We start from the raw sequence: 24,288 nt of genomic DNA, 5'->3' as shown, positions 1-24,288 counted from the left end.
CCCGGGGCGGGCGACCGTCAGACGACCGCGCCGCCGTGCGGGTCCTCGGGCTCGTCCTCGTCGTTGTTCTTCATCCGGACCACCAGCGTCGCGAAGCCGCCGAGGAAGGCGGCCACCCCGACCCAGGCGGGCCAGCCGGAGACCTCGCGCCAGACGACGGCGTCGAACAGCAGCAACGCGGGCCCGCCGAGCACCGCCAGCCAGGCGAACTTGGCGGTGACGTCGGCCTCCGGCAGCGGCGGCGGCTCCGGCGGCTCGAAATGGCCCTCGTCGGTCTCCTCGGCCAGCTCGAAGTCGCGCGGGCCGGAGCCGGCGGCCGGCACGACCGGCCGGTCGGAGCGGGGGCGCGGCTGGGGCGCCAGGTCGGAGAGGTCGCCGGTCCCGCCGGGGAGGCCCTCGCCGGGGTCCTTGAAGCCCTTGAGCTCGCCGCGCGCCCGGAGGTTCTCGATCTCCGGCCAGTTGGGGTTGTTGAGGTCGACCGGGTCGTCGAACTGGGCGACCAGCGCGGCGAAGATCTCGTCCTGCTCGGCCTGGCTGCGCTCGGGCGCGCGCCTGGCCCGGGACGGCCCGGCCGTGCTGCCCGCGCCCGTCGTGCCCGTTCCCGCGCCGCCCTCGCCCACCGCGCCGTCCGCCGCCGGGGCGTCACCGGAGCCGGGAGCGTCGGCCACCGTCTCGCCTACCGGTCCGCGGCCCGGCTGCCCGTCGTCCGCCCGGCCGGTGCCCGGCCGCGTGCCGCCGGTGGCCGCACCCTCCTCGCGGGGCGTCTCGTCCTCGCCGCCCGCCGTGCTGCTCTCGTGCACTTCCGGCCCTTCAGCCTTGGTGGTGGTCGGATTTCACCGGGGTGGCGCCCGCCGCGTGCGCGGGAGCCAGCCGTCGGATGAAGTCCTGGGCGGTCGCGAATATTTCCGCCGCGTCGTGGTCCAGCGTCGCGACGTGGTAGCTGCGCTGGCACAGCCGCTCCGTCACGTCGGTCGAGGATATCCGGGCCAGCACCAGCTCGGAGTTGGCCGCGGAGACCACGTGGTCCTGCGGGCTGTGGAAGAGCAGCACCGGCTGGGTCACCTGCGGCAGCCGGGCCTGGACCTCCTTCCACAGCCGGGACAGCGACCAGGCGGCGTGCAGCGGCGTCCGGTCGTAGCCGAGCTCGACCGCGCCGGGCCGGGCGATGTCGTTGGCGATCCCGGGCAGGCTCGGGAGGAGGTGGCGCAGCACCGGCAGAACGACACTCGCGGGGTTGTCCGAGCGCACCGACGGGTTGACCAGCACCAGCCCGGCGACCGCCGGCCCGTGCAGCGCGGCCAGCCGCAGCGCCAGCGCGCCGCCCATCGACAGCCCGACGACGAACACCCGCTCGCACCGCGCCGTCGGCTCCAGCAGCTCCCGCTCGACCTCGGCGTACCAGTCCTCCCAGCGGGTCGGCTGCATGTCCTGCCAGCGGGTTCCGTGGCCCGGCAGCAGCGGCAGCCCGACGGTGTACCCGGCGGCGGCGAGGTCCTCCGCCCACGGCCGCAGCGACTGCGGCGAGCCGGTGAACCCGTGGCAGAGCAGGACGCCCACCGGCCCGCCCCGGTGGCGGTACGGTTCGGCGCCGGGCAGCAGCGGCATGGCGGACTCCTTCGCGGGCGGGGACGCTGGAGGGGACGCTGTACGTGCGGGGGCGTGCGGGTCGGGCCGGTACGGGAGGCTGCGGAATTCGCATCGTCCCACGTGCCCGCCCGCTCCGTACACCCCCGCCGGGAACCCGGCCCGACGCCCCGTCACCCGGGGGCCGGGCACCCTGCCGGGGCGGGGCGGGGCACGGGCGGACGCCGAGGGGCATTAGGATCGACCGGTCCGCAATACAGGAGGCCCGGGTTGTTCTACCGACTGATGAAGATGATCGTCGCGCCGCTGCTGCGGATCTTCTTCCGGCCGTGGATCGAGGGTGAGGAGAACATCCCCACCGAGGGTGCCGCGATCATCGCGAGCAACCACCTCTCCTTCTCGGACTCCTTCTTCTTCCCCGCGCTGATCAAGCGCCGGGTGACCTTCATCGCCAAGGCCGAGTACTTCACCACGCCGGGCATCAAGGGCCGGCTGACCGCCGCCTTCTTCAAGGGCGTCGGCCAGCTCCCGGTGGACCGCTCGGGCGTGCGCGGCGCGGGCGAGGCGGCGATCCGCTCGGCGATCGCCGTGCTGGACCGCGGCGAGCTGTTCGGCGTCTACCCGGAGGGCACCCGCTCGCCCGACGGCAAGCTCTACCGGGGCAAGGTCGGCGGCCTGGCCCGCGTCGCGCTGGCGACCGGCGCGCCGGTCATCCCGGTCGCGATGATCGACACCGAGAAGGTGCAGCCGCCCGGCCAGGTGGTCCCGAACTTCGGCATCCGCCCGGGCATCCGGATCGGCCGCCCGCTGGACTTCTCCCGCTACCACGGCATGGAGAACGACCGCTTCATCCTCCGTTCGGTGACGGACGAGGTGATGTACGAGATCATGCGGCTCTCCGGCCAGGAGTACGTGGACATCTACGCGACGGCCGCCAAGCGGCAGATCGCCGAGGACAAGAAGAAGGCCGACGCCGAGCGCAAGGCCGTCCAGAAGGCCGAGCAGGCCGCCGCCAAGGCCGAGAAGGCCGAGGAGAAGGCCGAGGCCGAGAAGGCGGGGAAGGCCGGGCAGGAGCAGCAGAAGGAGACCGGGTCGGCCTGAGACAGGGCCGGCCGGGACCGGGGGAAGGACGGCAGGCATGACGGGCGGCGGTGGAACCGGGCCCGGCCCGGGTACGGTCGGCGCCGCGGTGGCGGCCGGCGGCATGTCCGTCGAACTGCCGCTCTGGCGGGCGATCTCGCTCTTCCGGGTGCTGGCGCTCTGCTACGCGCTGCTCCGGTACTTCGACTCCTACCTGCAGTTCGTCCACCCGGTCGCCGGCTGGATCTACCTCGGCGCGCTGACGCTCTGGACGCTCGCCTCCACCCGGGCCTTCTCTGGCCCGCACCGCTGCACCTGGTACGTGCTCGCCACCGACCTTGTCCTCGTCGTCACCGGCATCGTGATGAGCGGCATGATCGACGAGGCGTCCCGGATCAGCCGCGGCGCGCCGACCCTGCCCACCATCTGGGCGGCCGGCACCGTGCTCGGCTTCGCCGGCCGGGGCGGCTGGCGCTGGGCGGCGGCGGCCGGCTCGGTGATCGGGGTGGCCAACATCCTCGGCCACGGCGGTCCGACCGGCGACAACGTCCACAACATCGTGCTGCTGATGCTGGCCGGCTGCGCGATCGGCTACGTCATGGAGCTCGCCCGGGCCAGCGAGGCGACGCTCACCCGGGCGCTCCAGGTCGAGGCGGCCACCCGGGAGCGCGAGCGGCTCTCCCGGGACATCCACGACGGCGTGCTCCAGGTGCTCGCGCTGGTCCAGCGCCGGGGCACCGAGGCCGCGCCCGGTTCCTCCGGTGGGTCATCCTCCGCCGGGTCATCCTCCGGTGGGTCCTCCTCCGCCGATGCGGACCTCGCCGAGCTCGGACGGCTGGCGGGCGAGCAGGAGCGCGCCCTGCGCGCGCTGATGAGCGGCGGCCCGCTGCCCGCCCAGCGCGGGACGGAGCAGCCGGAGCAGCCCGAGCGCCCGCAGGACCTGCGCGCCCTGCTCGCCCCGTACGCGGACGAGCGGGTCACCGTGTCCGCTCCCGGCACCCCGGTGCTGCTGCCCGCCCCGGCGGCCGGCGAACTGGCCGCGGCCGTCGGCGCCGCGGTGGACAACGTCCGCAAGCACGCCGGCCCCGCCGCGCGCGCCTGGATCCTGGTGGAGGACGAGCCGCAGGCCGTCACCGTCTCGATCCGCGACGACGGCCCGGGCTTCGCCCCCGGGCGGCTCGGCGAGGCGGAGCGGGCCGGCCGGCTCGGCGTCTCCCAGTCGATCCGCGGCCGGCTGCGGGACCTCGGCGGCACCGCCGAGCTTTACTCGGCGCCCGGCGAGGGCGTCGAGGTGGAGCTGAGGGTCCCGCGCACCGGTTCCGACGCCCCGGCCGGCCTCCTGTGAAAGCCTCCTGTGCAAGCCTTCCCGGAAAGCCCCGACGCCGATCCCGCTCCTGAAAGGGCCCCGATCATGACCATCCGGCAGCCGATCGACCAGCAGGCGCCCGCCGAGCGGCCGGTGCGGGTCATGGTGGTGGACGACCACCCGATGTGGCGCGACGCCGTCTCCCGTGACCTCGCCGAGGCCGGGCTGGACGTGGTGGCGACCGCCGGCGACGGCGAGGAGGCCGTCCGCCGGGCCCGCGCCTGCACCCCGCAGGTGGTGGTGCTCGACCTCAACCTGCCCGGCCTGTCCGGCGCCGAGGTCTGCCGCCAGGTGGTGGCGCACGACCCGACGGTGCGGGTCCTGGTGCTCTCCGCGAGCGGCGAGCACGCGGACGTGCTGGAGGCGGTGAAGTCCGGCGCGACCGGCTACCTGGTCAAGTCGGCCGGCCGGGACGAACTGCTGGACGCGGTGCGCCGCACGGCCGTCGGCGACGCGGTGTTCACCCCGGGCCTGGCCGGGCTGGTGCTCGGCGAGTTCCGCCGGCTGGCCGCCGAGCCGCCCGCCCCGGCCGCGCCCGTCGTCCCCCAGCTGACCGCCCGGGAGACCGAGGTGCTGCGGATGGTCGCCAAGGGCCTGTCGTACAAGCAGATCGCCGACCGGCTGGTGCTCTCGCACCGCACGGTGCAGAACCACGTCCAGAACACCCTGGGCAAGCTCCAGCTGCACAACCGGGTCGAGCTGGTCAGGTACGCCATCGAGCAGGGGCTGGACGACGAGATCTGACACCCGGCCGGGCGGGGCGCACCCGGCGCCCCGCCCGGCGTGCGTGACGGTTCAGCGGGCGGCGGCCACCGCGCCGCGCAGCAGGTCGGCGACGATCTCCACGCCCTCCCGGGTGAGCACCGACTCCGGGTGGAACTGCAGCCCGGCGAAGCCGGGGCCGCGCAGCGCGTGCACGTCCCCGGTCAGCGGGTCGCGGGCTACCTCGACGCCCTCGGCGGCCAGCCGGGCGGCGTCGGCGTCCGTGCAGCGGGCGGTGAAGGCGTTGTAGAAGCCGACCGTGCGCCGTGTCCCGAACAGCTCGACGCTCTCCTGCGCGCCCTGGTAGGGCACGGCCTTGCGGACCAGCGGCAGGCCGAGCGCGGCGGACAGCAGCTGGTGGCTGAGGCAGACGGCGAGCAGCGGGGCGGTGCGCCGGCCCTCGCGGACGGCGGCCAGCGCGTCGGCGACGACCGGGCGCAGCACGGCCATCTTGGGGTCGCCGTCGGCGGCCGGGTCGCCCGGGCCGGGGCCGAGCACCAGCGGGCCGGGGTGGGCGGCGACCCGTTCGCGCAGGCCCGGCTCGTCGTAGCGGACCACGGTGACTCGGTGGCCGAGCGAGGTCAGCAGGTGGGCGAGCATCGCGGTGAAGGTGTCCTCGCCGTCGACGACCAGGGTCTCCAGCGCCTCGGTGGCCTGCGCCGGCTGCTGCATCCGCAGCCAGAACGGGGCGAGGCCGGCCCGCCGGGCGTCCAGCGCGGCCTGGACGCGGTGGTCGTCGGCGAGCCGGGGGGCGGTGGGGCCGGCCGTCCGGGCGGGGGCCGGGAGGGCGCCGATCGCGGTGAGCACCCCGGCGGCCTTGGCGTGCGTCTCGGCGACCTCGGAGAGCGGGTCGGAGTGGCGTACCAGGGTGGCGCCGACCCGGACGGCGAGCCGGCCGGTGGCGGGGTCGATGTCGGCGGTGCGGATGCAGATCGGCGAGTCGAGCAGCTGGCCGCCGCTGGCGGAGCGGCCGATCAGGGCGAGCGCGCCGGAGTAGTAGCCGCGGCCGCCGCGCTCGTAGCGCTTGATCACCCGGGTGGCGTTCTGCACCGGGCTGCCGGTGACGGTGGCGGCGAACATGGTCTCCTTGAGCACCTCGCGGACGTCCAGCGAGGTGCGGCCGCGCAGCTCGTACTCGGTGTGCGCGAGGTGGGACATCTCCTTGAGCCGGGGGCCGAGCACCTGGCCGCCGAGGTCGCCGACGGTGCACATCATCTTGAGCTCCTCGTCGACCACCATGGTCAGCTCCTCCAGCTCCTTGGGGTCGTGGAGGAAGTCGAGCAGCGAGTCGAGGCCGGCGCCGGCGGCCGGATAGCGGTAGGTGCCGGAGATGGGGTTCATCACGACGGTCCCGCCGCTCTGCCGGACGTGCACCTCGGGGGAGGCGCCGACCAGCACGCGGTCGCCGGTGTGCACCAGGAAGGTCCAGTAGGCGCCGCGCTCCTGCTCCAGCAGCCGGCGGAACAGGGTGAGCGCGAGCGCGGGCTCGAAGTTCTCCAGCGTCGCGGTGAAGTCGCGGCGGATGACGAAGTTGGCGCCCTCGCCGCGGCCGATCTCCTCCTCGATCACCCGGCGGACGATCGCGGCGTACTCGGCGTCGTCGATGTCGAAGCCGCCGCCGCCGAGCGTGACCGGGACCCGGGGCAGCGCGGCGGTGACCTCGGCGAGCGGCAGGGCGTACTGCTCGGCGACGGCGAGGGCCTGGAGCGGCGTGCCGTCGTCGTGCGCCTCGAAGCCGCGCTCGCGGATCTGCCGGTAGGGGACGAGTGCGAGCAGGTCGTGCACGGGTCCGTCGGCGGGGACGCCGTGGCGGACCGGCAGGTCGGCCAGCCGCTCGTAGGAGCCGACGGTGCCGAGCAGGACCTCGACGGTGTCCGGGGCGGTGCGCGGGGTGCGGCGGTGCAGCAGGGCGAAGGCCGGTGCGTCGGCGGCGGTGAGGCGGGCGAACAGGTCGGCGGCGCTGGTCACGGAAACGGCGTTCCTTCCGGGGGGCTACTGCGGCGGTGGGGGTTCCGCTCCCGGGAGGGCTGTCGGCCGGCTGAGAACGCCGACGGCCGCCCCGAGGGGCGGCCGGTCGTCTGCGTCTAGGAACGCGCGGGCTGTGGGCCACCCAGGGGGTCGGCCCACCACCAGGAGAAGGTGTGCGGCGTGTTCACGGGCCCGAGCCTAGCGGATGTCCGGCCGGGAGTGAGGCCGGTCACCCGAATGTCCGTGAGGTGTCTCACCCCTCGGGCGGTGGTCACAAATCGGTTGTCGCACCCCGTAGCCTTGAGCGCGTGACCGTGACGAATCCCCACACCTGGCAGTCCCTGCCCGCGGCGCAGCAGCCTGAATGGCCGGACCAAGAGGCTCTGCGCAAGACCCTTGCCGAGCTCGCCTCGTATCCGCCGCTCGTCTTCGCGGGCGAGTGCGACCAGCTGCGCGCCCGGCTCGGTGCCGTGGCCCGTGGTGAGGCGTTCCTGCTGCAGGGCGGCGACTGCGCCGAGGCCTTCGACGGCGTCTCGGCGGAGCACATCCGCAACAAGCTCAAGACCCTGCTGCAGATGGCGGCCGTGCTGACGTACGCGGCCTCGGTGCCGGTCGTCAAGGTCGGCCGCATCGCCGGCCAGTACTCCAAGCCGCGCTCCAAGTCGACCGAGACCCGTGACGGCGTGACCCTGCCGGTCTACCGGGGCGACTCGGTGAACGGCTTCGAGTTCACCCCCGAGTCCCGCATCCCGGACCCGGAGCGCCTGAAGCGGATGTACAACGCGTCCGCCGCGACGCTCAACCTGGTGCGCGCCTTCACCACCGGTGGTTACGCCGACCTGCGCCAGGTGCACGCCTGGAACCAGGACTTCGTGCGCAACTCGCCGGCCGGCCAGCGCTACGAGCAGCTCGCCCGCGAGATCGACAACGCGCTGGCGTTCATGAACGCCTGTGGCGTGGCGCCGGAGGAGTTCAGGACGGTCGAGTTCTTCTCGTCCCACGAGGCGCTGATCCTGGACTACGAGACCGCGCTGACCCGCGTGGACTCGCGCACCGGCGAGCTGTACGACGTCTCCGGCCACATGGTGTGGATCGGCGAGCGCACCCGCCAGCTGGACCACGCGCACATCGAGTTCGCCTCGAAGGTCCGCAACCCGATCGGCGTGAAGCTCGGCCCGACCACCTCGGTCGACGAGGCGCTGACCCTGATCGAGAAGCTGGACCCGGAGCGCGAGCCCGGCCGGCTCACCTTCATCACCCGGATGGGCGCGGGCAAGGTCCGCGAGCACCTGCCCACCCTGGTGGAGAAGGTCACCGCCTCCGGCGCGCAGCCGGTGTGGATCTGCGACCCGATGCACGGCAACACCTTCGAGGCGTCCAGTGGGCACAAGACCCGCCGCTTCGACGACGTGCTCGACGAGGTCAGGGGCTTCTTCGAGGTGCACCGCGCGCTCGGCACCCACCCGGGCGGCATCCACGTGGAGCTGACCGGCGACGACGTCACCGAGTGCGTCGGCGGCGGCGACGAGGTGCTGGTCGACGACCTGCACCAGCGCTACGAGACGGCCTGCGACCCGCGGCTCAACCGCAGCCAGTCGCTGGACCTCGCCTTCCTGGTCGCCGAGATGTACCGCGACGGCCACTGAGCGCCCGCGGGCGTTCCGAGTGTGAGAAAAGCCTCTCCGGCCCGGGGTTCTCCCGGGCCGGAGAGGCTTTTGCGTACCAGCGCCACCGGGGTAAGGTGAGGCTAACTGAACTAAGGCTTGCCTTAGTCAAGATCCACTCCGCTTCACCGCTTCACCCCCGGGAGAGACCGCGATGTACGTGTGCATGTGCCATGCGGTCACCGAGGACCAGGTCAAGCGGGCGATCGACGGCGGTGCCAGCACCCCGCGCCAGATCGCCAAGGGCTGCAAGGCCGGGACCGACTGCGGCTCCTGCGTGCGGCGCATCCAGGCGCTGCTCGGCGAGCACGGCGCCAGGCCCTGCCCGACCGCCCGGCTGGCGGCCCGGCTGGGGCTGGCGGACCCGGCGGCCGAGGACGCGCCCGCCGCCCTCCCGGAGACGGCGCCGCTGCGCGCCGCCTGACCGGCGCCCCGGGCCGGCCCCGGGGCTGCGGCGGTCAGGACTCCGGCTGCTCGATCAGCTGGGCGATGTAGAGCGCCTCCCCGAGCTTCTCGACCAGTTCGAGCTGGGTGTCGAGGTAGTCGATGTGCGACTCCTCGTCCGCCAGGATCGATTCGAAGATGTTGGCCGAGGTCACGTCGTTCTTGGCCCGCATCACCACGATCCCGCGCTTGAGCCGGTCGATCGCCTCGACCTCGACCTGCCGGTCGGCCTCGAACATCTCCTTGACCGTCTGGCCGATCCGGACGTGGAAGAGCCGCTGGTAGTTGGGCAGCCCGTCGAGGAAGAGGATCCGGTCGGTGAGCACCTCGGCGTGCTTCATCTCGTCGAAGGACTCGTGCCGGGTGTACTTGGCGAGCTTCGTCCAGCCGAAGTTCTCCTGCATCTTGGCGTGCAGGAAGTACTGGTTGATTGCGGTCAGCTCGGCGGTGAGCTGCTCGTTGAGGAACTCGATGACCTCTGCGTCGCCCTTCATGGCGCTGCCTTCCTGCTCGCGTGCGGGACCAGGGCCGTTCACCCTCCGGCTCCGGCTCCACGCATCCTGGCACCGTGATGGGAAGAAATTCCAGTAAGTTCACACTCACTAGGACATGTGTCGGAATATCCGATTTGCCCAGCGCGGGCGATGACCCCCGCTCCACCGTTGGCCCGTACGAGCGGGCGTGCGATGCGGTGAAGGGGCGCGCGCCGGGCGTTGCCCGCCGTCTGTCACCATGGATCCATGGGTCAGTCCGAACAAGAACCGCCGCCGCCGTCTGACCCCAGGCTCCCGCCGGGCCAGCGCGTCCAACGCGGCTGGCCCGCTCTGCACTACGGCCCGGTGCCCCGCTTCAAGCCGCTGACCTGGGACCTCCAGGTGTTCGGCGCCACCGCCTCGGCGGAGAAGCGCAGCTGGGACTTCGAGGGCTTCAACGCCCTGCCGCGCACCACCGTGCGGGCCGACCTGCACTGCGTCACCCGCTTCTCCGTGCTCGACGGCGAGTGGACCGGCGTGGCCGCCGCCGCCCTGCTCGACCTGGCCCCGCCGGACACCGGGGTCACCCACGTCATGGTCTGGGCCGAGTACGGCTACAGCGCCAACCTGCGGCTGGAGGACTTCGCCGCCCCCGACACCCTCCTCGCCACCCACCGTGACGGCGAGGCGCTCACGGCCGAACACGGCTTCCCGGTCCGGCTGGTCGTCCCCCGGCTGTACGCCTGGAAGGGCCCCAAATGGGTCCGGGCGATCGAGTACATGCGGGCCGACCGGCGCGGCTTCTGGGAGGAGCGCGGCTACCACAACCGGGCCGACCCGTGGCGCGAGCAGCGCTACTCCCACCAGGAGGAGCCCGGCGACGGCCCGCTGCGGTAGCGGGCGCCCCGGGCCTGCGGGAACGTCTACGGGAACGCCTACAGGAACGGGAAGCTGACCGTCACCACGGTGCGCTGCTGGCGCCGCTCGCCCGCCGCCGGGGACTGGCCGGTCACCTTGCCGGTGCCGAACAGGTTGACCCCGCTGCTCTGCATGGTGAACCCGGCCGCCTGGAGCGCCTTCTCCGCGGCCTCCTTGGACATCCCGGTGACGTCCGGCACCGGCACCATGCCCTTGCTGACCACCAGCGCCACCGGCGTGTTCTCCGGCACCTGCTGCCCGGCCGCCGGCGAACTGCTGATCACCGAGCCCTCGGCGACGCCGTCGTTGTACGTCTCGGTCACCGTGCCGGCCGTCAGGTGCGCCCCGGTCAGCGCCGAGGAGGCCTGCGCGGACGGGCGGCCGACCACGTCGGGGACGGCGATCCGCTTGGGCCCGCGCGAGACGGTGAGGGTGACGGCGTCGCTCTTCCTGGTCCGGGTGCCGACCCCGGGATCGGCCGCCATCACCTGGCCGACCGGGACGGACTCGCTGTACACCTCGGAGACCTTGCCGTGCATGCCGGCCGCGTCCAGGATGCGCTCCGCCTCGGTCCGGTTCTTGCCGAGCACGCCCGGTACCGTGCCGTACACCGCGCCGGAGATCGCGTACGTCGCGCCGCCGACCAGCAGGGCCACGGCGGTGATGACGGCCGTCCAGATCAGCGGCCCGCGCGGCAGCCGACGGGTGGTGGAGCGGGGGCGCCGGCGCGGGGCGCGCACCGGGGCCGGCTCGTCGTACGGGCGCGGCTCGGTGAGCAGCTGGTCCATCACGTCCGGCGGCACGTCCAGCACGCTGGTGCGCTCGACCGGGGGCGCCGGCGGCAGCACCGGGGTGAGCACCGAGGTGGCCTCGCCGGTGGGGTGGCGCGGGCTGGGGCGGGTGGAGGCGGGCGGCTCGGCGTCCAGCTGGGCCGGGGTGAGCCCGCGGCGGACCCGCTGGAGGGCGGCGAGCAGCTCGACCGCGTCGTACGGGCGGTGCGCGCGGTCCCGGGCGCAGGCGCCCGCCACTATGGCGTCCAGCGCGGGCGCCACGCCGGGGACGGCGGCGGACGGCGCCGGGACGTCCTCGTGCAGATGGCGGTACATCACCTGGACCGGGTTCTCGCCGGTGTGCGGACGGGAGCCGGTGAGCATCTCGTACAGCAGGATGCCGGCCGCGTAGACGTCCACCCGCTGGTCGGTCTCGGCACCCGGGCGGATCTGCTCGGGCGCCAGGTAGGAGACGGTGCCGAGCACGGTGCCGGCGGTCGCGGTGGTGGAGGTGGTGGCGCCGTCGGCGGTGTTCAGCACCCGGACCAGGCCGAAGTCGGCCACCTTGACCAGGCCGTCGTCGGTGATCAGCACGTTCTCGGGCTTGACGTCGCGGTGCACCAGCCCGGCCCGGTGGGCGGCGCCGAGGGCGGCGAGCACCGGTTCCAGGATGTCCAGGGCGGCCCGGATGGAGAGCGCGCCGCGGTCGCGCAGCAGGTCGCGCAGGGTGCCGCCGGGCACGTACTCCATGGCGAGGAAGACGTGCGCGCCGTCGGCGCTCTGGTCGAAGACGTTGACCACGTTGGGGTGGGCGAGCCGGGCGACGGCCTTGGCCTCGCGGATGAAGCGGGTGGTGAACGCCGTGTCGCCGGCCAGCGAGGGGTGCATCACCTTGAGCGCCACGGTCCGGTCGAGGCGGCTGTCGGTGCCCTGGTAGACGGTGGACATCCCGCCGGCGGCGATCCGCCGCTCGACCCGGTACCGGCCGTCGAGCAGGGTACCGATCAAGGGGTCGCGCAATGCCATGTCCACCCGGCGAGTCTAGGGCGTGGCGGTTCGCCGGCCCCGGGGGACACCGCCCCCGGGGCCGCTCTGTGCCCGGTTTGTGACACCGGGAGGACGGTCGGACGAGCTGTCCGGCCCGCCCCTGGCGCTAGAACGCCGGGTGCTCGCGGGTGTCCAGGTCGGCGCGGCCGGCCATGGCGGAGGAGGCCTCGGCGTGGAAGCGGCGCGGGATCCGGCCGGCCCGGTGGGCCAGCCGGCCCGCCTCGGCGGCGTGCCGCATCGCGTCGGCCATCAGCACCGGGTCCTGGGCGCGGGTGACGGCGGAGGCCAGCATCACCGCGGCGCAGCCCAGCTCCATCGCCAGCGCGACGTCCGAGGCGGTGCCCGCGCCGGCGTCCAGGATCACCGGGACGCCCGCGCCCTCCACGATCAGCTGGAAGTTGTGCGGGTTGCGGATGCCGAGGCCGGAGCCGATCGGCGAGCCCAGCGGCATGATCGCCGCGCAGCCGACGTCCTCCAGCTTGCGGGCCAGCACCGGATCGTCGTTGGTGTACGGCAGCACCGTGAAGCCGTCGTCGACCAGCGTCTCGGCGGCGTCCAGCAGCTCGATCGGGTCCGGCAGCAGGGTCCGCTCGTCGGCGATCACCTCCAGCTTCACCCAGTCGGTGCCGAGCGCCTCGCGGGCCAGCCGGGCGGTCAGCACGGCCTCGCCGGCGGTGAAGCAGCCGGCCGTGTTGGGCAGCACCCGGATGCCGTTGCGGGTCAGCACGTCGAGCACCGAGCCCTGGGTGCCGGCGTTCACCCGGCGCATCGCCACCGTGGTCAGCTCGGTGCCGGACACCCGGAGCGCCTGCTCCAGGACCTCCAGGCTGGGGGCGCCGCCAGTGCCCATGATCAGCCGGGAGGAGAAGGACGTCCCGGCGATGGTGAGAAGGTCGTCGGCCATCGGTCAGCCTCCCTGGACGGCGGTGAGGATCTCGATCCGGTCGCCCGCCGACAGCGGCGTGCGCGGCCACTCGGCGCGCGGCACCACGGCCTCGTTCAGGGCGGCGGCGACGCCGGAGTGCGCCTGGCTGAGGGTGGCGACCACCTCGGCCAGGGTGGTCGAGGCGGGCACCTCGCGGGGCTCGCCGTTGACGCTCAGGGGGATGTCGCTGGTGCGGGGGCTCATGCCGGGACCTTCGTGAATCGGGTGGGGGAGAACGGGCGGGCGAGTTCCGGCAGGTCGCCGGTGGCCAGGTACTCGGCCACCAGGTCGCCGGTGACAGGGGTCAGCAGCACGCCGTTGCGGTAGTGGCCGGTGGCGGCGACCAGGCCGGGCAGCGCGGTCGGGCCGAGCAGCGGCGCGTTGTCCGGCGAGCCGGGGCGCAGCCCGGCGCCGGTCTCCACCAGCGGCAGCTCGGTGATGCCGGGGACCAGCTCGTGCGCGTCGCGCAGCAGCTCGTACACCCCGCCGGCGGTCACGGTGGTGTCGTAGCCCTGCTCCTCGGTGGTCGCGCCGACCACCAGCTCGCCGTTCTCGCGCGGCACCAGGTAGAGGTGGCCGCCGCGGACGACGGCGCGCACGTTGCGGGAGAGGAACGGCCGGTACGCCTCGGGCACCCGCAGCCGCAGCACCTGGCCCTTGACCGGGCGGATCGCCGGCAGCACGCCCGCGGGCAGGCCGGGCAGCAGGTGGCTGCGCGATCCGGCCGCGAGGACCACCCGGTCGGCGGTGACGGTCTCCTCGGTGGCCAGCCGGGCGCCGGTCGCCCGGTCCTGCTCGACCAGCAGCTCGGTGACCTCGGTGCGGTGCACCACCACGCCGGCCCGTTCGCACGCGTGCAGCAGGGCCCCGGCCAGTCGGCGGCCGTCCACCTGGTGGTCGTCGCCGACGTGCAGGCCGCCGCGCACGCCGGGGGCGAGCATCGGCTCCAGCCGGCGGGCCTCGCGGCCGGTGAGCCACTGGGAGTCCAGGCCGAGCCGCTGGTGGAAGGCGTGCAGCTCGCGCAGTTCGGCGCGGTCGTCGGAGTCGAGGGCGACGGCGATGGTGCCGCACTGCCGGTAGCCGGTGTCGTGGCCGCCGCTCGCCTCGGTGAGTTCGGCGGCGAAGGCCGCGTACCGCTCGTTGGAGGCCATCCCGAGGCGCAGCAGCGGCTCCTCGCCGTACTGGAGTTCGGTGACCGGGGCGAGCATGCCCGCCGCGACGTCGGCGGCGCCGTGGCCCGGCCGGGCATCGATCAGGAGGACGCGCAGTCCGCGCTGGGCCGCCCGCCAGGCGACGACGAGTCCGATGATCCCACCGCCGATGACCAGCACCTCGGCGTGGGCGCCCCGTACCAGGCGTGTCAAAACTGTTCTCCCTTCGCCGGAATGACCCGGATCAGGTTCGGACGGTCGCAGGCCGTGCCAGCCCGCCTCTCAGCCCGGTCCGCCGGGCTCCCGCGATGGTGCCCCCACCTTAACTCCGGGCGGTGCGCCCCCTGAAGGCGCCTGCTGCGGGCCCTAGGTCCGGAGACCTCGGACCGGGCTCAGTACAGTGACGGGCGTGGCTGAGCTGAGCGGAACGGGACAGACGGATCGGGTGGTCGTGGTCGGCGCCGGGCTGGCCGGGGCGCAGTGCGCCGCGGTGCTGCGGCGCGACGGCTGGCAGGGGCGGATCACGCTGGTCGGCGAGGAGCCGCACGCGCCGTACGACCGGCCGCCGCTCTCCAAGGACGTCCTGCTCGGCAAGACCGACAACCCCGCCCTCGACCTCGACTTCGACCAGCTCGGCGTCGAGCTGCTCCCCGGCCGCCGCGCCACCGGCCTCACCCCCGGCGGCGCGGGCGGCGTGCTGCACACCGACGCCGGGGACGAGCCCTACGACGCGCTGGTGATCGCCACCGGCGCCGAGCCGCGCGCCCTGCCCGGCGCCGAGCGCGCCCACCTGCTGCACACCCTCGACGACGCGCTCGCGCTGCGCGCCCTGCTGCGCCCCGGCCTGCGCCTGGTGCTGGTCGGCGCGGGCTGGATCGGCGCCGAGGTGGCCACCGCCGCCCGGGCGGCCGGCTGCGAGGTGACCGTCGTCGAGGCCGGCCCGGCGCCCGTCCCCGGCGTGCTGCCCGCCGAGGTCGGCCGGGCGATGGCCGCCTGGTACGCCGAGGCCGGCGTCGACCTGCGCTGCGGCACCGGCGTCAGCGCCGTCGAGCCGGGCGCGGTGCTGCTCGCCGACGGCTCGCACCTGCCCGCCGACGAGGTGGTGGTCGGCGTCGGCGCCCGCCCGGCCACCGGCTGGCTGGCCGGCACCGGGGTCGCCCTGGACGCCGCCGGCGCCGTCCTGGTCGACGAGCGGCTGCGCACCACCGTGCCCGGCGTCCTCGCGGCCGGCGACTGCGTCAGCTACCCCTCGGCGCGCTCCGGCACCCGGCTGACCGTCCAGCACTGGGACCACGCGCTGCAGTCCGGCGAGGCGGTGGCCGCCACCCTGCTCGGCACCGACGCGCCGCCGTACGACCCGGTGCAGTACTTCTGGTCCGAGCAGTTCGGGCGGATGGTGCAGTACGCCGGGCGGCACGGCGCGGACGACGAGCTGCTGTGGCGCGGCTCGCCGGACGGCGCCGGCTGGTCGGTGCTCTGGCTGCGCGACGGCGCCCTGCGCGCGCTGCTCGCGGTGGACCGGCCGCGCGACCTCACCCAGGGCCGGCGGCTGATCGAGCGCGGCGCCGTGCTCGACCCGGCCCGCGCCGCCGACCCGGAGGTCCCGCTGAAGTCGGCGCTCGCCGCCGGGTAGCGGCGGGCGGCGGCCCCGGTTGGTGCGCGGCGGGCCGCCGAGGTGGCAGTCTGGTGCTTGTGAGTGAGATCGAAGCCAAGATTGAAGCCCTGGTCCCCGCGTGGCTGTACCTCCCCGACATCTCGGAGAAGTGGGGACTGGTGGTCACCGAGGTCCGCAACATGGTCAAGAAGGGTGACCTGATCGCCGTCCGCCGCGGTCCCAACAAGTCGCTCCAGGTCCCGGCGGCGTTCATCGACGAGACCGGCCCGGTGAAGCACCTGGTCGGCACGCTGACGGTGCTGCGCGACAGCGGGTTCAGCGACGAGGAGATCCTTGAGTGGATGTTCTCCGAGGACCCGTCGCTGCCCGGCACCCCCGTCCAGGCGCTCTGGGAGAACCGGGCCACCGAGGTCAAGCGCCGCGCCCAGGCGATGGCGCTGTGACCGACCTGGCCGCGACCGGCCCGGCCGTGACCGACCGCCGGGCCCGGCTCGCTGACGCGCGGCTGTACCTGTGCACCGACGCCCGGCGCGAGCGCGGCGACCTCGCCGAGTTCCTGGACGCCGCGCTGGCCGGTGGCGTGGACATCGTCCAGCTCCGGGACAAGGGCCTGGAGGCCAGGCAGGAGCTGGCGGCACTGGAGGTCTTCGCGGACGCCTGCCGCCGGCACGGCAGGCTGCTCGCCGTCAACGACCGCGCCGACGTCGCCCACGCGGCCGGCCCGGACGTGCTGCACCTCGGGCAGGACGACCTGCCGGTGCCCGCCGCCCGGGCGATCATCGGCGAGGACGTGCTGATCGGGCGCTCCTGCCACGCCGAGTCCGAGGTGGACGCGGCCGCCGCCGAACCCGGCGTCGACTACTTCTGCACCGGCCCGGTCTGGCCGACCCCGACCAAGCCGGGCCGCCACGCGCCGGGCCTCGGCCTGGTCGAGTACGCGGCGAAGCTCGGGACCGAGCGGCCGTGGTTCGCCATCGGCGGCATCGACCTCGGCAACCTGGACGAGGTGCTGGCCGCCGGCGCCCGCCGGGTCGTGGTCGTCCGGGCCATCACCGCCGCGGAGGACCCGGGGGCCGCGGCCGCCGAGTTCGCCCGCCGGCTGCGCGCGGTCTGAGCGACCGGGGCCGCCGCCGTCCGTCCCGCCCCGTGCTCCGCGCGGGCGGGTCGGTTCTCGCGGAAGTCAGTACTAGCGGATTTCAGTACTAGCGGACGTCAGTACTTGCGGACGGTGGCGGCCTCGGCCAGCGCCAACAGCGTCTCGCGGGCCCGCGGGTCCGCCAGCGGGGCCGCCTCCAGTGCGGTCAGCGCCTGCCGCAGCAATTCCTCGATCCGCTGCTCCACCCGCTCCGGCGCGCCGCTGCGGGCCACCAGCCTGCGCAGTCCGGCGACCTCCTCGGGGGTCAGGTCCGGTGCGCCCAGCCGCTCGTCCAGGTGCCGCGCCTCGGCAGCCGCAAGGCCCCGCATGGCGTGCGCGACCAGCAGCGTCCGCTTGCCCTCGCGCAGGTCGTCGCCGGCCGGCTTGCCGGTGACCGCCGGGTCGCCGAACACGCCGAGCAGGTCGTCCCGCAGTTGGAACGCCTCGCCCAGCGGCAGGCCGAACGCCCCGTAGGCCTCCACCAGCCGAGGCGGGGCGCCCGCCAGCAGCGCGCCGACCTGGAGCGGCCGCTCGATCGTGTACTTGGCCGACTTGTAGTGCAGGACGGTCTGCGCCCGCTCCAGCGCGCCCTGGTCGGTGGAGTCCCCGGCGACCGGCTCCAGCACGTCCAGGTACTGGCCGACCATGACCTCGGTGCGCATCAGGTCGAACATCGGCTTGGCGGCCAGCACGGCCGCCGGGTCGAGGCCGGAGTTCAGGAAGAGCTCGTCGCACCAGATCAGCAGCAGGTCGCCGAGCAGCACCGCCGCCGAGGCGCCGTACTGCTCGCGGTCGCCGCGCCAGCCGCGCTCGCGGTGCATCGCCTCGAAACGGCGGTGCACGGAGGGCAGGCCGCGGCGGGTGTCGCTGCGGTCCATGAGGTCGTCGTGCACCAGCGCGCTGGCCTGGAGAAGCTCCAGGGCCGCCGCCGCCCTGGCGATCCCCTCGCCGCTCGCCGAGCCGCCGGCGCCGCGCCAGCCCCAGTAGCAGAACGCCGGACGGAGTCGCTTGCCGCCGTCGAGCAGGAAGTCGCGCAGTGCCTCGGTGACCGGCTCCAGTTGCGGGGAGACCTTGCCGAGCAGGGCCGACTGGCCGTCCATGAAGCCGGCGAGGGCGGCGTTGACGCGCTCGCGCACGTCCTCCACGTCAATCGGATTGGCCGGCCGGTGGCTGGACGAGGTCACGATGGGGCTCCGGAGGTAGCTGGGGTGCAGCGCAAGCGTATCCGGGGTGGAGGGGAACAACCGTACGCACGGGCTCCGGCCGGTCGCGCCGCCCGGCGTTCGCCCGGAGTCCACCACTCGTCCATCCGGCGTCTCAGGAATTGGGACCAAGTTGTCCGCGCCCTTGCGCCGACGGCTAACCTGCCATCATGGCACTCGGTATCGCTTCGACCAGACCGGACCGCGCGCAGACGGTCCGCGAACTCCTGGCCGCCGGAAAGCGGTCCTTCTCGTTCGAGTTCATGCCGCCGCGCACCGAGGCCGGTGAGCAGAAGCTCTGGGACGCCATCCGGCGGCTGGAACCGCTCGACCCCAACTTCGTCTGCATGACGTACGGCGCCGGCGGCTCCTCGCGGGAGCGCACGGTGAACATGGTCGGGCGGATCGCCACCGAGACCACGCTCACCCCGGTCGCCCACCTGACCGCCGTCGACCACTCGGTGGCGGAGCTGCGCAACATCATCGGCCAGTACGCCGACCAGGGTGTGCGCAACGTCCTCGCGGTGCGCGGCGACCCGCCCGGCGACCCGATGGGCGAGTGGATCAGCCACCCGCAGGGCGTCACCTACGCGTACGAGCTGGTGGAGCTGATCAAGGGGATCGGCGACTTCTGCGTCGGCGTGGCGGCCTCGCCCAACATGCACCCGCGCTCGACCAACTGGGACGACGACATCCGGCACTTCGTGGCGAAGGTCCGCTCCGGCGCCGACTACGCCATCACCCAGATGTTCTTCGAGGTCGACGACTACCTGCGGCTGCGCGACCGGGTGGTGGCCGCCGGCTGCGAGACGCCGATCATCCCGGAGATCATGCCGGTCACCAACGCCAAGCAGCTGGAGCGGTTCCCGCAGCTGAGCGGCTCGGCCTTCCCGCCGGACCTGGAGGCCAGGCTGCGCGCGGCGGTCGACGACCCGGCGGCGCTGCGGGCGATCGGCATGGAGCACGCCACCGCGATGTCCGAGCGGCTGCTGGCGGAGGGCGTCCCCGGGCTGCACTTCATCACGCTGAACCACTCGACGGCGACCCTGGAGATCTACCAGAACCTCGGCCTGCACCGGCGTTGATCTGCGGCGCATCGCGTTCCCGTCCGCGGCGGGAACGCGATGCGGTACCCGGGCCGTTGAACCGGTACAGTCGCCGCACACGCGCGGCGGGCGCGGGCACGCGACTGGGAGGTAGCGGGCGGGATGGGCATCGGATACCTGCTGCTGTACGCCGCGTTGGCGGTGGTGGCGCTCTGGCTGGTCGCCGAGCTGCTGTTCCAGAACCGGGCACCGCTGCACTGGCGCGGCCTCGCCCTGGCCGGCTTCCTCGCGGTGGCCGGCGGGATGGCGGCGGGCTCCGTGCCGGTGATCGGCGCGGGCGCCGCGATGTTCGCGGTCGGGCAGACCTTCGTGACGCTCTCGGTGAAGCGCGGGTACGCGGCCGGGTGGTCGCTGCGCGCGGCGGACGGCAGTCTGCCCGGGCCGCTGGCCAAGGTGCCGCTGCTCGGCGCGCTCACCGGCGGGGGAGCGGCGGTCGCCGCGACGGCGGTCGCGGTGAAGCAGGTCGGCGAGGTCGGCAAGGTCGAGGAGGCCCCGGCACCGGTGGCGGTGGCGCTCGCGGAGGAGTCGGCCGTCGAGCAGACCGCGGCGTTCGAGATGCAGGAGCTGGCCGCGGACGGCGTGTACGCGTCGGCGTACTACGAGCAGCAGGCGGTCCCGCAGCAGGACGCCTACACCGAGGCCTACCAGCAGCAGCAGTCGTACGGCTACGACCAGCAGCAACAGCAGCAGTGGCAGCCCGACCAGCAGCAGCCGGCCTTCGGCTACGACCAGGGCTACGGCGGCTACCCCCAGCAGGAGCCCTACGGCACTTACCAGCAGCAGCCCGACCCCTACGCCGCCTATCAGCAGCAGCAGTCGTACGGCTACGACCAGCAGCAACAGCAGCAGCCGCAGCAGCAGTGGCAGCCCGACCAGCCCGTCAGCGGCATCCCCCAGCAGCCCCAGTACGACCAGTACGGCTACCAGCAACACCCCACCTGGCAACAGCAGCCCTGAAGCCACGCCCCTCCGCTCGATCCGCACCCGGAGCAGGAAGTCGACCCACCCGACTTCCCACTCCGCGCACCCCCGACCTGCAGTGCCCGCGCCGCCCCGGGCTAATCTATGCGCGTAGATGCGGTCTCCGCCCGGCGCCGAAAGTCGGCCGGCCCGACTTTCCACTCCGCGCACCCTCTCGCTCGCCGCCCGGTGCGAGAGATCGGCCCACCCGACTTCCTGCTCCGCACCCCCTGGGCTTGCGGCTCCCGCGTCATCCCGGGGAGGAATCTATGCGCGTAGAGCCTGGGGTGTGCGGCGCGAGAAGTCGACCGGGCCGACTTCCTGCTCCCACGCCCCCGGATGTGCGGCGCCCGTGCGGCTTCGGGTGAATCTGTGCGCGTAGGGCCGGCTCGCTGCGGCGCGCGGAGTCGATGGGGCCGACTTTCCACTCCGTGCGCGCTCTCCCGATCGCCGCGCGGCGCGAGAGATCGGCCCACCCGACTTCCTGCTCCACGCCCCCTGGGCTTGCGGCTCCCGTGCCGCCCCGGGGGGGATCTATGCGCGTAGATCCCAGGGTGTGCAGCGCGAGAAGTCGACCAGGCCGACTTTCCACTCCATGCGCGCCTTTTTGATCGACGCCCGGCGTGAGAAGTTGGGCGGGCCGACTTCCTGCTCCCGCGCCTCCTGGATATGCGGCGCCGGCGCGGGCTTCGGGTGAATCCATGCGCGTAGAGTCGGCGCGCGGAGTCGGCTGGGCCGACTTTCCGCTCCGCTTGTGCGCTTCCGGTCCATGGCTGGAGTGAAAAGTCGGCCCGGCCGACTTCCTGCTCCGGGGGCGTGCCGTTCCGGGGGAATCTATGCGCATAGATGTCCCCGTGTGGGAAGTCGGGTGGGTCGGCTTTCCGGGGTGGGTCAGGCGGGGCCGATGAGGTTGGCGACGATGCAGGCGGACATGCCTACGCGGGCCAGGCCGCCGCCGGGGTGGGCGGCGCCGCCGGTGAGGTAGAGGCCGGGGTGGTCCTCGTTGGGGGCCTGGAGGAGGGTGCCGTCGAGGCCGGCGAGGGCCGGGGGCGGGACGGAGCCGAAGAAGGAGCCGGCCTCGCGCTCGGTGTGCTCGGGGGTGCGGACCACGCGCCAGAGCAGACGCTCGCGCAGGTTCAGGCCGGCCGCGTCGACGTGGTCGAGCATCCGGTCGGCGAAGGCGTCCGCCACTCCGGGGGCGCCCCAGTCGAGGTCCAGGGACGGGGTGGTCGCGGTCAGCACCACGGCCTCGTGCCCCTCCGGGTGCAGCGACGGGTCGTCCGGCCGCAGCACCTGCACCGTCGGCCGGTCGGTCAGCGGCACGCCCGGGTCGAAGACGCCCGCCAGCTCGGCATCGGGGTCACCGGCGTGCACCACTGTGCGGTGCGCCGTGCCCTCCGGGCGCGCTCCGCGCAGCGCGAGCAGCACGCTCACCCGCCCCGGCACGCCGTGCAGCCGGTCCGCGGCGGCGGGCCACTCGTCCGAGCTCTCGGCCGGCCCCATCCACTGGGTGTGCAGCACCCGGGCGTCGATCGACGAGACCACCACGTCCGCGTCGATCCGGTCGCCCTTGGTCTGCACGCCGCACGCCCGGCCGTCGCGGACGATCACCTTGGCGACCGGCGTCTCGAAGCGGAACTCCACCTTGCGCTGCTCGCAGCGGCGGTACACCGCGTCGGCCAGCGCGCGCAGGCCGCCCTTGACGTACCAGACGCCGAACGACTGCTCCATGTACGGCAGCACGGTCGCCCCGGCCGGGGTGGTGCGCGGGTCGAGGCCGAACCGCAGCGCGTGCTCGTGCAGCAGCGCGGTCAGCCCGGGGTGCCCGCCGAGCTGTTCGGCGGCGACGTCGGCCAGCGTCCACTGGCGCGGGCCGCGCCGCAGGCCGAACAGGCCGCGCCGGGGCGGGCCCGGCACGGGGTAGGGGTCGGTGCGCAGCGCCGCCGGGTCACCGGGCAGCGGCTCCTCCAGCAGCGGACGGCGGGTGGCCTCCCAGACGGTGCGGCCGTGGTTGAGCACGTCGGCCCACCGCTCGCCGGCGCCCGGGCCGAAGGCCTGGTCGAGGGCCTGGATCACGCCGCCCCGGGAGGCGTTGGGCAGGGACACCGCCGTCCCGTCGGGGAACAGGTGCCGGCTCTCCGGGTCGACCGGGCCGAGCTCGACCAGTTGCTCCAGCGGCTCGCGCCCGGTCTTCAGGGCGAGGTCCCGGTAGACGGCGGGCAGGGTGAGCAGCCCGGGGCCGGTGTCGAAGGCGAAGCCGTCGCGCTCGTAGCGGCCGACCATGCCGCCGTAGGTGCGGCGTGCTTCGCAGACCGTCACCCTGTGCCCGAGGGTCGCCAGCCGGGAAGCCGCCGCGAGCCCGCTCATACCTGCGCCGATGATGACGATCCGTGCCATGGTCCCGATCCTAGGTCCGCCGGGCGGCCCCCTCGGCCACCGGCTGCCCGCCCACCGCGCCCGCGGCCCGGGCGGCCCGGCGTTCGCGGCGGCGGGCGCGGAAGGCGCGGATCCGGTTGATCGCGAACCACACCAGCAGCACGCCGACCAGCAGCAGTACGGCGGAGATCGAGGCGGCCAGCCACGGGTGGAAGATCGCCAGCGTGACCAGCCCGGCCACCGAGACGTCCTCGGCCAGCGAGACCGCGATGTTGCTGGCCGGCTCGGGCGAGGTGTTCACCGCCATCCGCAGCGAGGCCTTCACCAGATGGCTGACCAGCGCCGTCGTGCCGCCCATCGCGCCCGCCGCGACCTCGCCCAGCGAACCCGGGTCGGCGGAGGCGATCAGCGCGCCGACGGTGGCGCCCGCGACCGGCCGGATCACCGTGTGGACGGCGTCCCAGACGCTGTCCACGTACGGGATCTTGTCGGCCACCGCCTCCAGCAGGAACAGCGCGGCGGCGGCGAGCAGCACATCGGTGCGCTCCAGGGCCGACGGCACCGAGTCGGCACCGGCGAACCGGCCCAGCAGGCCGAGCAGCAGCACCACCGCGTAGGCGTTGATCCCGCTGGCCAGTCCGCTGGTGAAGATCAGCGGGACGATCGTCATCCGGTTCCCCGTCCGTTCCTGCTCGCGGCCCCGCCGGATTCGGCCGGGCTCGCCGTACCGTACCGGGACGCCGCCGCCGGGGCCGGTGGTTGCGGTCCGCACCGTCTGAGTACGGATACTCAGATCACCGATTGAGTATCTGTGCGGATGGCCTCCGACCTGCGCGGACGCCAAAGTGGTGGCACCGGGACGGCGGCGCGTCGGGCGCCCCGCCCCGTGCCGGCCGGTGGCCGCGCACCGCCGGCACGGGGCGGCGGAGCGGGCCACGGGGGAGCCGGTGCCCGGGGGGACCGGGGAGTCCCGAAGCGCCGTCCGTGGGGGACGGCGCTTCGGCTGCCGGACGGACGGGGGTCCGGACGGGGCCCGATTGTCAGTGGTGCCGTTCACGATGGAGGGGCACGGGCCGTCCGACCCGTGCGCTGCCTCGGAACGGGGGAGACCATGACCATCAGCCACCCGGAGCCCGTCACCGCCCGCCTCCACTCCGCCGCCTACCGACCGGGGAGCGCCGCGCGCTCCTCCGCCCACCGGCCGTCCGCCGGTGCCGACGTGCACCCGGTGCTGCGCCGGGCCGCCGCTCCGCCCGCCGCGCTCGACCTGCTCGCCGAGGCCCACCGCACCCTCACCCGGGCCCGCGCCCTGGAGGACCCGCTGGAGCGGTACGCCGCCGCGCACCTCGCGGCGCTGCGCACCGTCGCGGCGGTGCTCGCCGTGCGCGGCCGCCCGGAGAAGAGCGAACGGCGCCGCCGGGCGATCCGCAGCGCCTGGGAGGTCCTGCCCGAGGTGGCCCCCGAGCTCGCCGAGTGGGCGCCGTACTTCGCGGCGGGTGCGCGCCGCCGGGCGGCCGCCGAGGCGGGCATCCGGGGCGCGGCCTCGGCCCGGGACGCGGACGACCTGGTCCGCAACTCGGCCCTGTTCCTGCGCCTGGTCGAGCGCCTGCTCGGCCTGAACGCCGCCCCGCCCGCCCCGCGGCTGCCGCTGGACGACGCGGACGGCGGCGACGACCGGCTGCCGGAGGTGCGCGAGGCGGGGTGAGGGACGGACAGGGCCTAAGGTGGAGGCAACCTGATCG

23 protein-coding genes and 1 riboswitch are annotated in these 24,288 nt (G+C 74.3%); of the genes, 12 read left to right on the top strand and 11 right to left on the bottom strand.

All coding sequences use genetic code 11. The features are described 5' to 3' along the window. Positions 1-17 precede the first annotated feature (17 nt). Both ACFZBX_RS18380 and ACFZBX_RS18375 read right to left on the bottom strand, forming a co-directional pair. Positions 18-800, bottom strand: a complete 783-nt coding sequence (locus ACFZBX_RS18380) for a hypothetical protein (RefSeq protein WP_391534773.1) — start codon at positions 798-800, stop codon at positions 18-20. A 10-nt stretch (positions 801-810) separates the two neighbouring features. After that, positions 811-1,605 carry an alpha/beta hydrolase gene (locus ACFZBX_RS18375; protein WP_391534772.1) on the bottom strand — a complete coding sequence of 265 codons (795 nt, stop codon included), beginning with the start codon at positions 1,603-1,605 and terminating at the stop codon, positions 811-813. A gap of 264 nt (positions 1,606-1,869) precedes the next feature. Here ACFZBX_RS18375 and ACFZBX_RS18370 point away from each other — a divergent pair, with 264 nt between their 5' ends. The 3 genes from ACFZBX_RS18370 (at position 1,870) to ACFZBX_RS18360 (ending at position 4,774) form a co-directional block, all read left to right on the top strand. After that, entirely contained in the window at positions 1,870-2,685 is an 816-nt protein-coding gene (locus tag ACFZBX_RS18370) for a lysophospholipid acyltransferase family protein (protein WP_391534861.1), read from the top strand. A 37-nt stretch (positions 2,686-2,722) separates the two neighbouring features. Next, positions 2,723-4,009 carry a DUF5931 domain-containing protein gene (locus ACFZBX_RS18365; RefSeq protein WP_391534771.1) on the top strand — a complete coding sequence of 429 codons (1,287 nt, stop codon included), beginning with the start codon at positions 2,723-2,725 and terminating at the stop codon, positions 4,007-4,009. Between the two features lie 66 nt (positions 4,010-4,075). Then, complete coding sequence (locus ACFZBX_RS18360) at positions 4,076-4,774, top strand: response regulator (RefSeq protein ID WP_380760098.1); 699 nt, start codon at positions 4,076-4,078, stop codon at positions 4,772-4,774. A gap of 51 nt (positions 4,775-4,825) precedes the next feature. On the opposite strand, the gene ACFZBX_RS18355 is transcribed toward ACFZBX_RS18360, so the two are convergent. Continuing rightward, positions 4,826-6,760 (bottom strand): anthranilate synthase family protein, encoded by a 1,935-nt coding sequence (locus tag ACFZBX_RS18355; RefSeq protein ID WP_391534770.1) that lies wholly within the window; start codon positions 6,758-6,760, stop codon positions 4,826-4,828. A gap of 308 nt (positions 6,761-7,068) precedes the next feature. Between ACFZBX_RS18355 and ACFZBX_RS18350 the strand changes: the two genes are divergently transcribed. Together ACFZBX_RS18350 and ACFZBX_RS18345 are read left to right on the top strand one after the other, a co-directional pair. Next, positions 7,069-8,406, top strand: a complete 1,338-nt coding sequence (locus ACFZBX_RS18350; RefSeq protein ID WP_391534769.1) for a class II 3-deoxy-7-phosphoheptulonate synthase — start codon at positions 7,069-7,071, stop codon at positions 8,404-8,406. A 184-nt stretch (positions 8,407-8,590) separates the two neighbouring features. After that, a complete protein-coding gene (locus ACFZBX_RS18345) occupies positions 8,591-8,848 on the top strand; it encodes a bacterioferritin-associated ferredoxin (RefSeq protein WP_391534768.1) in 258 nt (85 codons plus the stop codon). A gap of 34 nt (positions 8,849-8,882) precedes the next feature. Here ACFZBX_RS18345 and bfr read toward each other — a convergent pair whose 3' ends face one another. After that, positions 8,883-9,362, bottom strand: coding sequence for a bacterioferritin (bfr, locus tag ACFZBX_RS18340; RefSeq protein ID WP_380760107.1), 480 nt, complete (start codon positions 9,360-9,362; stop codon positions 8,883-8,885). A 246-nt stretch (positions 9,363-9,608) separates the two neighbouring features. Between bfr and ACFZBX_RS18335 the strand changes: the two genes are divergently transcribed. After that, the gene (locus tag ACFZBX_RS18335) at positions 9,609-10,238 is read left to right on the top strand and encodes a molybdopterin-dependent oxidoreductase (protein WP_391534767.1); all 630 of its coding nucleotides are present in this window, start codon (positions 9,609-9,611) and stop codon (positions 10,236-10,238) included. A 38-nt stretch (positions 10,239-10,276) separates the two neighbouring features. On the opposite strand, the gene pknB is transcribed toward ACFZBX_RS18335, so the two are convergent. From pknB to thiO, 4 genes are all read right to left on the bottom strand, one after another. After that, positions 10,277-12,055, bottom strand: coding sequence for a Stk1 family PASTA domain-containing Ser/Thr kinase (gene pknB / locus ACFZBX_RS18330; protein WP_391534860.1), 1,779 nt, complete (start codon positions 12,053-12,055; stop codon positions 10,277-10,279). Positions 12,056-12,182: 127 nt separating this feature from the next. Then, positions 12,183-12,980, bottom strand: a complete 798-nt coding sequence (locus ACFZBX_RS18325) for a thiazole synthase (protein WP_391534766.1) — start codon at positions 12,978-12,980, stop codon at positions 12,183-12,185. A gap of 3 nt (positions 12,981-12,983) precedes the next feature. After that, positions 12,984-13,205, bottom strand: a complete 222-nt coding sequence (gene thiS / locus ACFZBX_RS18320; protein WP_380284762.1) for a sulfur carrier protein ThiS — start codon at positions 13,203-13,205, stop codon at positions 12,984-12,986. After that, complete coding sequence (gene thiO, locus ACFZBX_RS18315; protein WP_391534765.1) at positions 13,202-14,365, bottom strand: glycine oxidase ThiO; 1,164 nt, start codon at positions 14,363-14,365, stop codon at positions 13,202-13,204. The genes thiS and thiO overlap by 4 nt, the downstream gene beginning before the upstream one ends. Then, positions 14,357-14,469: riboswitch (TPP riboswitch) on the bottom strand. (Overlaps the previous gene by 9 nt.) Before the next feature lie 83 nt (positions 14,470-14,552). Here thiO and ACFZBX_RS18310 point away from each other — a divergent pair. Genes ACFZBX_RS18310 through thiE form a run of 3 tightly spaced genes read left to right on the top strand, consistent with a single transcriptional unit; the run spans position 14,553 to position 16,881 of the window. Next, positions 14,553-15,785, top strand: coding sequence for an NAD(P)/FAD-dependent oxidoreductase (locus ACFZBX_RS18310; RefSeq protein ID WP_391534764.1), 1,233 nt, complete (start codon positions 14,553-14,555; stop codon positions 15,783-15,785). 59 nt (positions 15,786-15,844) lie between these two features. After that, positions 15,845-16,210 carry an Rv2175c family DNA-binding protein gene (locus tag ACFZBX_RS18305; protein WP_350549447.1) on the top strand — a complete coding sequence of 122 codons (366 nt, stop codon included), beginning with the start codon at positions 15,845-15,847 and terminating at the stop codon, positions 16,208-16,210. Further along, a complete protein-coding gene (gene thiE / locus ACFZBX_RS18300) occupies positions 16,207-16,881 on the top strand; it encodes a thiamine phosphate synthase (protein ID WP_391534763.1) in 675 nt (224 codons plus the stop codon). Before ACFZBX_RS18305 ends, thiE begins: the two co-directional genes overlap by 4 nt. A gap of 98 nt (positions 16,882-16,979) precedes the next feature. On the opposite strand, the gene ACFZBX_RS18295 is transcribed toward thiE, so the two are convergent. Further along, a complete protein-coding gene (locus ACFZBX_RS18295; protein WP_391534762.1) occupies positions 16,980-18,086 on the bottom strand; it encodes a polyprenyl synthetase family protein in 1,107 nt (368 codons plus the stop codon). Positions 18,087-18,274: 188 nt separating this feature from the next. Between ACFZBX_RS18295 and metF the strand changes: the two genes are divergently transcribed. Together metF and ACFZBX_RS18285 are read left to right on the top strand one after the other, a co-directional pair. Next, positions 18,275-19,189, top strand: a complete 915-nt coding sequence (gene metF / locus ACFZBX_RS18290; protein ID WP_391534761.1) for a methylenetetrahydrofolate reductase [NAD(P)H] — start codon at positions 18,275-18,277, stop codon at positions 19,187-19,189. Positions 19,190-19,312: 123 nt separating this feature from the next. Beyond that, positions 19,313-20,167 carry a hypothetical protein gene (locus ACFZBX_RS18285; protein WP_391534760.1) on the top strand — a complete coding sequence of 285 codons (855 nt, stop codon included), beginning with the start codon at positions 19,313-19,315 and terminating at the stop codon, positions 20,165-20,167. Positions 20,168-21,061: 894 nt separating this feature from the next. Here the strand turns inward: ACFZBX_RS18285 and ACFZBX_RS18280 are convergent. Further along, positions 21,062-22,567, bottom strand: a complete 1,506-nt coding sequence (locus tag ACFZBX_RS18280; RefSeq protein ID WP_391534759.1) for a phytoene desaturase family protein — start codon at positions 22,565-22,567, stop codon at positions 21,062-21,064. Between the two features lie 10 nt (positions 22,568-22,577). After that, positions 22,578-23,216 (bottom strand): DUF4126 domain-containing protein, encoded by a 639-nt coding sequence (locus tag ACFZBX_RS18275; protein ID WP_391534758.1) that lies wholly within the window; start codon positions 23,214-23,216, stop codon positions 22,578-22,580. 441 nt (positions 23,217-23,657) lie between these two features. Between ACFZBX_RS18275 and ACFZBX_RS18270 the strand changes: the two genes are divergently transcribed. Beyond that, the gene (locus tag ACFZBX_RS18270; RefSeq protein WP_391534757.1) at positions 23,658-24,251 is read left to right on the top strand and encodes an SAV_6107 family HEPN domain-containing protein; all 594 of its coding nucleotides are present in this window, start codon (positions 23,658-23,660) and stop codon (positions 24,249-24,251) included. Positions 24,252-24,288 lie beyond the last annotated feature (37 nt).

The sequence above is a fragment of the Kitasatospora sp. NPDC008115 genome (genome assembly GCF_042957205.1).
Taxonomy (GTDB): domain Bacteria; phylum Actinomycetota; class Actinomycetes; order Streptomycetales; family Streptomycetaceae; genus Kitasatospora.
This window is presented reverse-complemented; position numbering and strand designations above follow the sequence as displayed.